Annotated in this window: 14 protein-coding genes; all 14 read left to right on the top strand. The window is 64.1% G+C overall.

Translation table 11 applies throughout. From position 1 onward, the window contains the following. Positions 1 to 1,302 (top strand): alpha-carboxysome scaffolding protein CsoS2 (locus tag AC2VLV_RS11865; RefSeq protein WP_486990184.1); only part of this gene is annotated, 1,302 nt, incomplete at its 5' end. A gap of 16 nt (positions 1,303 to 1,318) precedes the next feature. Continuing rightward, positions 1,319 to 2,884, top strand: a complete 1,566-nt coding sequence (locus tag AC2VLV_RS11860; RefSeq protein ID WP_486990183.1) for a carboxysome shell carbonic anhydrase — start codon at positions 1,319 to 1,321, stop codon at positions 2,882 to 2,884. 10 nt (positions 2,885 to 2,894) lie between these two features. Further along, a complete protein-coding gene (csoS4, locus tag AC2VLV_RS11855; protein ID WP_486990182.1) occupies positions 2,895 to 3,149 on the top strand; it encodes an alpha-carboxysome shell vertex protein CsoS4 in 255 nt (84 codons plus the stop codon). Continuing rightward, a complete protein-coding gene (locus AC2VLV_RS11850; RefSeq protein ID WP_486990181.1) occupies positions 3,149 to 3,394 on the top strand; it encodes a carboxysome peptide B in 246 nt (81 codons plus the stop codon). Before csoS4 ends, AC2VLV_RS11850 begins: the two co-directional genes overlap by 1 nt. 104 nt (positions 3,395 to 3,498) lie before the next feature. Continuing rightward, positions 3,499 to 3,795 carry an alpha-carboxysome major shell protein CsoS1 gene (gene csoS1 / locus AC2VLV_RS11845; RefSeq protein WP_013104284.1) on the top strand — a complete coding sequence of 99 codons (297 nt, stop codon included), beginning with the start codon at positions 3,499 to 3,501 and terminating at the stop codon, positions 3,793 to 3,795. A gap of 45 nt (positions 3,796 to 3,840) precedes the next feature. Next, on the top strand, positions 3,841 to 4,137 hold the full coding sequence (gene csoS1, locus AC2VLV_RS11840; protein ID WP_464925946.1) for an alpha-carboxysome major shell protein CsoS1: 297 nt from the start codon (positions 3,841 to 3,843) through the stop codon (positions 4,135 to 4,137). 104 nt (positions 4,138 to 4,241) lie between these two features. After that, positions 4,242 to 4,580, top strand: coding sequence for an alpha-carboxysome major shell protein CsoS1 (csoS1, locus tag AC2VLV_RS11835; RefSeq protein WP_013121931.1), 339 nt, complete (start codon positions 4,242 to 4,244; stop codon positions 4,578 to 4,580). 32 nt (positions 4,581 to 4,612) lie between these two features. After that, positions 4,613 to 5,038 (top strand): ferritin-like domain-containing protein, encoded by a 426-nt coding sequence (locus AC2VLV_RS11830; protein WP_486990180.1) that lies wholly within the window; start codon positions 4,613 to 4,615, stop codon positions 5,036 to 5,038. Further along, entirely contained in the window at positions 5,031 to 5,297 is a 267-nt protein-coding gene (locus AC2VLV_RS11825; RefSeq protein WP_486990179.1) for a 4a-hydroxytetrahydrobiopterin dehydratase, read from the top strand. The genes AC2VLV_RS11830 and AC2VLV_RS11825 overlap by 8 nt, the downstream gene beginning before the upstream one ends. A gap of 3 nt (positions 5,298 to 5,300) precedes the next feature. Next, a complete protein-coding gene (gene parA / locus AC2VLV_RS11820; protein WP_486990178.1) occupies positions 5,301 to 5,939 on the top strand; it encodes a ParA family partition ATPase in 639 nt (212 codons plus the stop codon). Next, on the top strand, positions 5,936 to 6,193 hold the full coding sequence (locus AC2VLV_RS11815) for a hypothetical protein (protein ID WP_486990177.1): 258 nt from the start codon (positions 5,936 to 5,938) through the stop codon (positions 6,191 to 6,193). The genes parA and AC2VLV_RS11815 overlap by 4 nt, the downstream gene beginning before the upstream one ends. A 67-nt stretch (positions 6,194 to 6,260) precedes the next feature. Beyond that, positions 6,261 to 7,178, top strand: a complete 918-nt coding sequence (locus AC2VLV_RS11810; protein ID WP_486990176.1) for a CbbQ/NirQ/NorQ domain-containing protein — start codon at positions 6,261 to 6,263, stop codon at positions 7,176 to 7,178. A 63-nt stretch (positions 7,179 to 7,241) separates the two neighbouring features. Beyond that, on the top strand, positions 7,242 to 9,599 hold the full coding sequence (locus AC2VLV_RS11805; protein WP_486990175.1) for a nitric oxide reductase activation protein NorD: 2,358 nt from the start codon (positions 7,242 to 7,244) through the stop codon (positions 9,597 to 9,599). Positions 9,600 to 9,612: 13 nt separating this feature from the next. Next, on the top strand, positions 9,613 to 10,242 hold the full coding sequence (locus AC2VLV_RS11800) for a hypothetical protein (protein ID WP_486990174.1): 630 nt from the start codon (positions 9,613 to 9,615) through the stop codon (positions 10,240 to 10,242). Positions 10,243 to 10,249: the final 7 nt, after the last annotated feature.

Here is a 10,249-nt window from a genome sequence, read left to right as displayed (position 1 = left end):
GTGACGGGCACGCAATACTTGTCGAGCGAGCAGTTCGTGCAGGTCTGCGACACCGAAGCTCCAGCGCAGCCGCGCAAGGTCAGCGTGATGTCCAGCCGGGATGGTCAGAGTGTGACTGGGACCGATGTGGGTCGCAGTTCGCAAGTGACCGGCAGTGAAGCGGGCTCCGCTCGTGCCATCACGGGTAATCAGTATTTCAATGCCAAAGACTTCGGCGGCGCTTCAACTGCGGCTCCGGCCAAGGTCAGTGCGATGCAGACGCTCAGTGGCCGGTCGGTGACCGGTTCAGAGGTCGCGCCCAGCCCAAAATTGTCCGGTGATGAGTCATACGGGTGCCAACCCGTCACCGGCGTCGACTATATCGGCACCCAACAACTGGCCGCAGTGTGCGAAACCGCGCCGGCCATCGCACCCGTCGCGAAAGTGGCGATCGACCAGACCTGGAGTGGTCAGAAGGTCACAGGAAGCAATGCAGGCCGTAGCCAGCGCGTAACTGGCAACGAGGCCGGCGCCTGTGCGCCCATCAGCGGCAACAGCTATTTTGGCCAGGGGCAGTATGCCGAGTTCTGCGCGGCGCCTGCGCTGCAGCAACAGCGCAACGTGCAACGTGACAGCACCACGGTTTCGCTGCGCGCCATTACCGGAGACCGGCCTGGCGCCGGAGGTTCAGTAATGACCGGTGACGAACGTGGCGCCTGCGAGCCGGTGACTGGCACGCCTTATCTGGGCATGGACACCCTGCCGGGCCAATGCGCAACCAGTGGCCGTTTCGTCTCGCGCGCTCGACCGGTCGAGGAGCCTGTGCGCGATCCGGCCCCTGTGGGCTTCAGCATCCTGACCCGCGGGCATGCCTCGCTGGGACGTGAGCGCGATCAAGCCGTGACCGGTAACGGCATGGGCTCGGAGCGCATCTCCGGCTCGATCAACAAGGCCGAAGGTCTGATTACCGGCACCCCCGAGTTCCGCAAGCAGGATGTGCAGCGACTGCAATCACAGCACCAGGAGCAAAAAGACGCCCTGCTGCAACGTGCGGCGCAGCGCCTGAGTGGCGAGGGCAGTCAGCAAGGCACCAAAGTTTCGGGCGACGTGTGGCTCGACAAATCACGCGTAACCGGCACGGAAGGCACGTCAAGCTTGATGCGCAATCTGTCGATGCGCGGCCAGCCCCGTGGTACGGGCGCCAATGCCGCCACGTTCCGCGAGGTGGAGCGCCCCGAGGTGCCCGCGTCACGTGTGACCGGCTCGTCGGGCAACACCGAGCGCGGTGCGCCGGTGACCGTCTCTGGCGGCGCACGCGGCTGAGGCGAGGGCAAGTTCGATGAACACGCTCAAGCGCAGAACGGCTCTCCAGGCCAGTGGCGCCTACCTGCCGACGCAGGGGGTCGCCGCGCCGCATCTGCACGCCGTCCGCCCCGCGTTGCATGCGGGCGAGCATGAGATCGACAACCCAGCCTGTGTCATCGGCCCCGGGCAGCGCTGCGAGCATGCCTTGGTCGATTCCGAGCTCAACCGCCGCTTGTCTGATTACGAGCGAATCGTGAGGGCGCGCTTCAGCGGCATCGTTGACGTGCTCAAAGAAATCTCCGCGCTGCAGCACGAGCGAGACTTTGCCGAGCGCGCGCAACAGCTGTCGCAGGAGCGTCTGGGTTACGCCCTGCCGCAGCAATTGCTCGACGATGCCTGGGTGTCAGGCCTCGATATGAAGGCGCTGCATACGCACTGCATCTTCCAGAGTTTCAAGGTCTGTGTGGATCGCACCGACTCCGACCAGTCGCTGTGGCTGAGCCGCATGGCGCTCACGCCGGAGTTTCTCGTGGCCTGTGGCTATCACACGGTGGACGTCACACCTTGTGCCGACGGTCGCTTGCAAGGTTTGCTGCCTTTCGTGTTCCGCATGGCGCCCAACTGCAATGTTTATCTCAAGGCGTATGCGGGAGCGATGTTCGATGTCGAAGCCGATATGGTCGATTGGGGGCATCGCGAGATTGAGCGCCTGAGCGGCGGGATTCCCGGTGGCGAGTCGCAGAACTATCTGAAAATCGCGGTTTACCACTTCAGCAGCTCGCATTCGCATGAAGAGGGCTGTGCCTTTCATGCCAGCAATGACAAGCAGGCGGTGGAGTCGGCCAAGCAGCGTCTGGACGAGCTGCGCATCGCCATCGAACGCACCTATGGTGTGGGCGCTGCACCGGCCATTCTGCTCGTTGGCCTCGACACGGATGTGGATGCGCTGCGCATTCACCTGCCCGATGCCGACGGCGATGTGAATCCCTACCGTTACGTCGACACAGCGGAGTTGTACCGCGAAACCGTGGGCCTGACGGCCGACGCCGCCCGCGCCCATATTGCTCGGCGCGTGGATGAAGCACAGAACATGGACGGCTGGGCGCAGGGGCGCGGCGTCATGAGCGCCGGCATGCGGCAGTTGTTGTTGGCGCTGGCTGAGGCCAATTTGTCGCAGATCGAGTACGTGATCCACCACCATCAGGGCCGCTACACCGTACTGGGCCATGATGAGGAGTTCATCTGCGCTGGCGAGGCCACGCAGTATGTGCAGCTGCGCAACAAGTACTACTTCGCCCACCTCGATACGGTCGAGGAAGGCGCGGCCGATATCGATGTCGGCATCAAGATTTTCACCGGCCTGAACGTGCGGCATGGTCTGGGCGTGCCCGTGCTGGTGCATTTTCACTATTCGTCGCGCGTGCCCGGCTCGCGCGAACGCGCGCTCAAGCGCGCGAAACAAGTCAAGGCAGCCATCGAAGCAAGGTATCCGGCGCTGGTGGCGCGGGAGCTGCTGACCTGCCGCATGGCGCTGTCCGACCGTTTCGACACCGAACGTTGCGTGTTCGTTGACGAGGCGGTGGCGGACTCAGGACATTGAGGGAAAACAGATGCGCATCATGCGAGTGGAAAAGACGCTGGTATCGACGAATCGAATCGATTCGTTCGGTCATCGTCCGCTGCTCGTCGTCCAGGAAAAAGCCGGTGGCACGCGCAGCGTGGCGGTCGATGCCGTGGGCTGTGTGCCGGGAGACTGGGTGATCTGCGTGGGTTCTTCTGCCGCGCGGGATGCAGCGGGCGCCAAGGATTTTCCCTCCGATCTGACCATCGTCGGCATCATCGACCGTTGGACTGCGGAGGGCTGATGGAAATCTGGCGCGTCAAGGACGAGCTGGTTTGTACCCGGCGTGCGCCGGGGCTGCAATCCGCCTCGCTGCGCGTCTTGCAGGGACAGGCAGGCAATATTCAGGTGGCCACCGATCCGGTGGGTGCGCCGGTGGGTAAATGGGTGTTTACCACCTTGGGCAGTGCAGCAAGGCTGGCCATGCCCGACCCGACCGTCACCACAGATCTGACCATTTGCGGAATTATCGAGGGCTGGGAGGAGTGAACCCGTCAACGGGTTTTCCGTGCAGTCGTGTGAGCAAGAGGGCACCTCGGGCACCGGCTCGGTGCTTATTGGTGTGAAGTCGACTTTTAGACAAGGAGTGACAAATGGCTGAACGGATGGGCATTGCCCTGGGAATGATCGAAACACGCGGCCTGGTGCCGGCGATTGAAGCAGCTGACGCCATGTGCAAGGCTGCGGACGTGCGCCTCATTGGCCGCCAGTTCGTGGGAGGCGGCTACGTCACCGTGCTGGTGCGTGGCGAAACCGGCGCGGTGAACGCGGCGGTGCGTGCGGGCGCCGATGCCTGCGAGCGCGTGGGTGACGGCCTGGTGGCTGCGCACATCATCGCCCGCGTGCACGGCGAAGTCGAGGGCATTCTGCCCGAAGCGCCGTCGGCCTGAGCTGGCGGCAGGCATTGGTAATTGCAAACCTTTGAGGAGCGAGAAATGGCGAACGTGAATGGAATTGCCCTGGGCATGATCGAAACGCGCGGACTGGTACCGGCGATCGAAGCGGCTGATGCCATGTGCAAAGCGGCGGAAGTGCGACTGATCGGTCGCCAGTTCGTGGGCGGCGGCTATGTCACCGTGCTGGTGCGCGGTGAAACCGGCGCGGTCAACGCGGCGGTGCGCGCGGGTGCCGATGCCTGCGAGCGCGTGGGTGACGGCCTGGTGGCTGCGCACATCATCGCCCGCGTGCACAGCGAAGTTGAAGGTATTCTGCCTTCCGCGCCGAGCGCCTGATTGGCGCTGATTGGCGCTGATTGGCGTTCAGCATGAACGCACCGACCCCGCCCGCATGGTTGCGCCCAGCGGCGGATGAGGTGAAACCTGATGGAGATTTGGAAATGGCAAGTGTGACGGGTATTGCCCTTGGCATGATCGAAACGCGTGGTCTGGTGCCCGCGATCGAAGCGGCTGACGCTATGTGCAAGGCAGCGGAAGTGCGACTGATCGGTCGCCAGTTCGTAGGGGGTGGCTACGTCACCGTGCTGGTGCGTGGCGAAACCGGCGCGGTGAACGCGGCGGTGCGTGCAGGCGCCGATGCGTGCGAGCGCGTGGGCGACGGCCTGGTGGCTGCGCACATCATCGCCCGCGTGCACAACGAGGTTGAAGGCATTCTGCCGACCAGCCCCGATGCAGAGGGCGGTGGCCGCGACGCGGAAATCACCTCCACCCGCAGTTAAATACGCAGCTAAACACGCAGGTATATACGCCGGTGGATTCCCGCACCCTTGGCTGGATGACGCGCGCACTCGGTCATGAAATGACCGCAGTGCAGCAGTATCTTGCCCAAAGCGTGCTGGCTCGACTGTGGGGTGATGCGGCCTTGGCCGCTGAGCTACGCCAGGAGGCGCTGGAAGAGCTTGACCATGCCAGCGCGCTGATGGAGCAACTCATCCTGCACGGCATTGCGCCCTCGGCCGGCAATCTGCCGCCCGCCCGTCTGGGGCGCAGCGCGGCCGAGTTGCAGGCGCACGATGCGCAGCTGGAGACTTCGGCGGTGCATTTGTATGCAGACGCCTTGCGTCATGCGCAGCGGGTGCGCGATGGCGAGTCGGCCGCCTTGTTTGCGCGCCTGCTCAACGAAGAATCGCAACATCTACAGCGGGTGCAGCATACCGAAGGAGTCTCAAATGGATGAGCTGTCTACCCAATGGCGCGAGCAGGGCAAACCGCCGATGCTGTTCAAGCGCTTTGCCTTCGGCAGTTACTCCCAGACGCGCGCCTTTCTTGATGCGCTGGCGGCCTTGTCCGAAGAAACCGGGCAGCATCCGCAGAACATCAACTTCGGTACCACCTACGTCAACATCACTCTCGATGCGGTTGACGGCACCACGCTGGGTGACGCCGAACACGCTTTTGCCGCCCGGGTGGATGCCTTGGCGGGAAGTTCGGGCTGAGTCATGGCTGCTGCCAAGGTGCTGGCCGTCATCAACCAGAAGGGCGGCGCTGGTAAGACCACGCTGGCCATGAATCTGGCGGCCGGGCTGGCCCGGCGCGGGCCGACGGTGGTGGTGGATCTCGATCCGCAAGGCTCTGCGCTGCAATGGGGTGGCGCAGGCGCGCAGCCCTACCCGGCCACGGTCAAACAGATCTCGGGCCGCTGGGACGGCGCCGGGCTTCGGCAGACTTACAAGGCCTATCAGCACATCGTGCTCGACTGTCCGCCCTCGCTCGATAGTCATGCCTCCAGCCAGGCGCTGCGGTCTAGCGATGTGGCGCTCATACCCGTGCTGCCCTCGCCGGTGGACCTGTGGGCCAGCCTGCGCCTGCCGCAGGAGGTGGAAGCAGCGCGCACGCAAAACCCGGGGCTGCGCGCCTTTCTGGTGCTCAACCAGATCGAGCAACGCAGCGCCCTTTCAGCGGCCATGCAGGATGCGCTGGCCGAGTTCGGTCTGCCTGTGCTGCAGGCCGCCATGCGCCGCCGCGCCATCTATCGCGCCTCGGCGCTTGACGGCCTGTCGGTTTACCAGATGGGCGCCCGTGGACAGGGCGCCGCGGACGAAATCGACGCCATACTCAAGGAGGTTTACCCATCATGAGCAGCATCAAGGAAAAGTTGACCCAAAGCGTGCGTCAGGCGCGCACCACCCAACCCGCCAAGACAGCTAGCGCCCCGGCTCGCGCGGCATCGCCCGCCAGCAAGGCGGCGAGCAAGCCCGCGCCCGCCGTCAAGGCGGCAGCAGTCGCCAAGCCTGCGCCGCGCGCAGTCGCCAAAGCGGCAACAGCGCCCCTGGCGGCAGAGCCCGCCTCGTCGGCGGGCGCGCTGTTCCCGCAGCGCGTCTGGCCCGATTGATTGCCCGATTGTGCTTTTCGCGCCGGTCGGTCCTGAGCCGTCCCGCGCTTCGTTGAGAGAGATTGCCATGCGTCACGACGACTACGTTCGCACCTATGCCCCCCGCCAGGATGCACGTCCTGCACGAGCCGGTTCCGTCATGCCTGCCGCCCACCGTCCTGCGGCCGATCTGAGCGCAGCGCCTGCTAGCGGGCTGGACGCCTACCGTGTCGCCCGCGAGCCCTATTACCGCGCACTGAGCGACGAAGTCGACCTGTATGAGGCGGCTTATTCCGTGCGCCTGCCGGTCATGCTCAAGGGCCCCACGGGCTGCGGCAAGACCCGTTTCGTCGAATACATGGCCTGGAAGCTGGGCAAGCCCTTAATTACCGTGGCCTGCAACGAGGACATGACCGCCTCCGACCTCGTGGGCCGCTATTTGCTCGATGCCAACGGCACCCGCTGGCAAGACGGCCCGCTGGCCATGGCCGCCCGCTTGGGCGCTATCTGCTATCTCGACGAGGTGGTCGAGGCGCGGCAAGACACCACGGTTGCCATTCACCCGCTCACCGATGCGCGGCGCATTCTGCCGCTGGAGAAGAAGGGCGAGATCATTGAGGCGCACCCCGATTTTCAGGTGGTTATCTCCTACAACCCGGGCTATCAGAGCTTGATGAAGGACCTCAAGCAATCCACCAAGCAGCGTTTTGCAGCGCTCGATTTCCACTACCCCGAGCACGAGGTCGAGGCCGAGATCGTGGCGCATGAATCCGGCGTTGCCATTGAGGTGGCCAAAAATCTGGTGCACATCGCCGAACGCTCGCGCAATCTCAAGGGTCATGGGCTTGACGAAGGCATCTCCACCCGCATGCTGATCTACGCCGGCTCGCTGATCGCGCAGGGCGTGGCCCCGCTTGGCGCCTGCCAGATGGCCTTGGTTCGCCCGATCACCGACGACCCGGACATGCGCGATGCGCTGGACGCCGCGGTGACCACTTATTTCTGACGTTCGCTAGCGCTGCAGGCCCCAAGTCGCCACGGGCGGCAGGCTGCGCGCAGTGAGTCCATCATGGCTATCCACCTCGAAGAATTCCAGGAACTCGTCGACGAGCTGCCCAGCGGCGCGCAGGACGTCCTGCGCGCGTCGTGGAACGAGGCGGCGCGCGCCTTTTCCTCGCGCGGTCTGGACAACTTCCTCAAGGGTGCGGCCGCGCTGCACCAGCTTGGCCGTGGTGAAGAGCTGGTGATCACCTACCTGCAGTCCATGCCCGAACTGGCCCGCGCCATCGGTGAGGACGCGCTGCCCGATCTGGTCAATTTTCTGTTGGCTATGGCCTCCAAGACTTCGGGGCAGGTGTTGGCCTTGATTGCCGCTACTGCGCCCCTGGCTGGCCAGCGGCTGGGTGATGAAGAGCTGTTCCGCCAGTTTCTCAGTGTGCTGTCGCTGATGCTGGCGCAAGCGCCGCGAGGTTTGCGGCCCATGCTCGAAAACCTGGAGCGTTTGCTCTCGCAGCTCACCCTGGGCGGGCTGCGGCGCTGGGCCCAGTGGGGCGCGCAGGCCTACAAGGCTGATTTTGACGGGCAGGTCGCCTACTTTTCGCTGCAAAGCCCCGATGCGCTTTCGATGTTGCAGCAAGAGCGCAAGGGCACGTTGTTCGTGGACGTGCAGCGTCGGCTCAATATCTACCTGCGGGCGATGTGGGGACGCGACTTTTTCATGCGCCCGACGGCAGGCGACTACGAAAACCGCGAAGGTCTCAAGCCCTTCATCGAGCGCTACGTCATTCACATTGCCGATGCCTACGATGACTTTCGCCCCCTCGGTCCCGACACGCCGCCAGAGCAGATCGTCAGCGCGCTGGACGTCTATCGCGCTGCGGCCAACCACTGCGCCGCGCATCTGGTATTCACCACCGAGCCCCTGTCCATGCAGGCCCTGTCGCCGCTGCAGATCGGCCTGATCGAAGTCATCGAAGACGCACGGGTCGAGGCGCTGGCTATTGCTCAGTTTCCCAATATGCGTGAGACGTGGCTGGCCCTGCAGCCGCCTGCCGACTACAGCGAGCCCAAGACCGTGGGCGATCTGCTCAACCGACTCGCGCGCGCGCTGCTGGAGGAGCACAGCACCGATCCGCACCCTTGGGTACAGCAGGGCGTGAACCATTTTCGCGCACAGCCCGACTTGCTGGATGCGAAATTCAGCTGGAACGTGGGCATCGACCTTTCACACCCCTTGGCGGCGCTGGATCTAGCGGAATACAACCGCCGCACCGACGGCCTGCTCGCGCTTTATCGCGACGACAACCGCGCCATCTGGGAGCTGGAAGAGTACGACGAGGCGCAGGCCTTGCAGGCCACTTGGGAGACGCAGCAGCAGGTGCGGCGCAAGGTCAGCGTCATGGAGATGGTCAACGAGGTCGACAACGAATACGCCGGTGACGACGCGCAGGAGGTCTGGATTCTGCCCACCGAGTTCTACCTCGACCAGGAAGGTGTGACCATCAACTCGCTCGAAGGCCGCCCGCCAATCTCAGAGCCCTTTCACTATCCCGAGTGGGACTATCAGATTCAGCTCGACCGCCCGAGCTGGGCTACCGTGCTGGAGCGCCATCCGCCCGTGGGCGATCTCGCGGTGATCGATGCCATTCTGGCCGAGCACAAGCCAGTGGTGTCGCGTCTGAAGTTTCTCATCGAGTCGATGATTCCGCAGGGCCTGCAGCGCATCCGGCGCCAGGAAGACGGCGACGATATCGACATCGATGCCGCCGTGCGCGCCATGACCGATCTGCGCATGGGCGTTCAGCCCGACCCGCGCATCATGGTGCGGCTCAAGCGCGCGCAGCGCGATCTGGCCGTGATGGTGCTGCTCGACATGTCCGAATCGTCGAACGACAAGGTGCGCGGCCACGACTATTCCGTGCTCGATCTCACTCGCGCCGCCACCGTGCTGCTGGCCGAAGCGCTGCAACGCATCGGCGATCCGTTTGCCATCCACGGCTTCTGTTCCGACGGTCGGCACGACGTGCACTACTACCGCTTCAAAGACTTCGACCAGCCCTATGGTGATCTCGCCCGCGCCCGGCTGGCCGGCATGAAGGGCAGCTACTCCACTCGCATGGGCGCTGCGCTGCGCCATGCCGGGCACTACCTGGAGCAGCAGCCCAAGCGCAAGAAAATTTGCTTCGTCGTCACCGACGGCGAGCCCGCCGACAACGATGTGCGCGACCCGCAATACCTGCGGCACGACACCAAGCGCGCGGTCGAACAACTGCTGCAACAAGGCGTCACGGTCTACGCGCTCTCGCTCGATCCGCACGCCGATCTGTACGTCTCGCGCATCTTCGGGGTCAAGAACTTCACGGTGATCGACAAAGTCGAGCGCCTGCCCGAAAAACTCCCCATGCTCTACATGAGTCTCACCCGCTGAAGGCGCGCACGGCATGAAAATCTCCCTGCGCACTTTCGTCTTCATCGACGCCCTGCAGCCGCAGCTGGCGTCCTATCTGGCCACCTCCTCGCAAGGCTTTCTGCCCATTCCGGGCGATGCCTGTCTGTGGGTCGAGGTGGCGCCCGGAATGGCGGTGCACAACCTCTCCGACATTGCGCTGAAGAAAACCAATGTGCGCATGGGCGAGCAGGTGGTGGAGCGTTCGTTCGGCTCGATGGAAATTCACTACCGCAACCAGAGCGAGGTACAGGCCGCAGGGCAGGTCATCCTGCAACAGCTCGGCACGCAGGAAGACTCGCGTCTGCGCTGCAAGGTGGCGTGGAACGAAATCATCCGCGCCATTACGCCCGACCACGCGACCCTGATCAACCGCCAGTTCCGCAAGGGTTCGATGATTCTGCCGGGCAAGAGCATGTTCATTCTGGAAGTGGAGCCCGCGGGTTATATCGTTTATGCGGCTAACGAGGCCGAGAAGGCGGCGCATGTCACCCTCGTGGATGTGAAGCCGTTCGGCACCTTCGGTCGCCTGACCATGATGGGCACCGAGGCCGAGGCGGAAGAGGCGCAGCGGGCGGCGATTGCCGCCATCGAGCGCCTGAACCAGTCCGCGACGCATCACTGAACGAGCG

This window comes from Thiomonas sp. TH-17, from assembly GCF_057473305.1.
Note: the sequence above shows the minus strand (reverse complement) of the source record. Positions and strands in the feature narration are given on the sequence as shown.

Bases quoted from the DNA above. Each gene is read 5' to 3' on its own strand.
- AC2VLV_RS11810 (WP_486990176.1), top strand. From the start codon at position 6,261: ATGCGTCACGACGACTACGTTCGCACCTATGCCCCCCGCCAGGATGCA.
- parA (WP_486990178.1), top strand. From the start codon at position 5,301: ATGGCTGCTGCCAAGGTGCTGGCCGTCATCAACCAGAAGGGCGGCGCT.
- AC2VLV_RS11850 (WP_486990181.1), top strand. From the start codon at position 3,149: ATGGAAATCTGGCGCGTCAAGGACGAGCTGGTTTGTACCCGGCGTGCG.
- AC2VLV_RS11805 (WP_486990175.1), top strand. From the start codon at position 7,242: ATGGCTATCCACCTCGAAGAATTCCAGGAACTCGTCGACGAGCTGCCC.
- AC2VLV_RS11825 (WP_486990179.1), top strand. From the start codon at position 5,031: ATGGATGAGCTGTCTACCCAATGGCGCGAGCAGGGCAAACCGCCGATG.
- csoS1 (WP_013121931.1), top strand. From the start codon at position 4,242: ATGGCAAGTGTGACGGGTATTGCCCTTGGCATGATCGAAACGCGTGGT.
- csoS1 (WP_464925946.1), top strand. From the start codon at position 3,841: ATGGCGAACGTGAATGGAATTGCCCTGGGCATGATCGAAACGCGCGGA.
- csoS4 (WP_486990182.1), top strand. From the start codon at position 2,895: ATGCGCATCATGCGAGTGGAAAAGACGCTGGTATCGACGAATCGAATC.
- AC2VLV_RS11860 (WP_486990183.1), top strand. From the start codon at position 1,319: ATGAACACGCTCAAGCGCAGAACGGCTCTCCAGGCCAGTGGCGCCTAC.
- AC2VLV_RS11815 (WP_486990177.1), top strand. From the start codon at position 5,936: ATGAGCAGCATCAAGGAAAAGTTGACCCAAAGCGTGCGTCAGGCGCGC.
- AC2VLV_RS11800 (WP_486990174.1), top strand. From the start codon at position 9,613: ATGAAAATCTCCCTGCGCACTTTCGTCTTCATCGACGCCCTGCAGCCG.
- csoS1 (WP_013104284.1), top strand. From the start codon at position 3,499: ATGGCTGAACGGATGGGCATTGCCCTGGGAATGATCGAAACACGCGGC.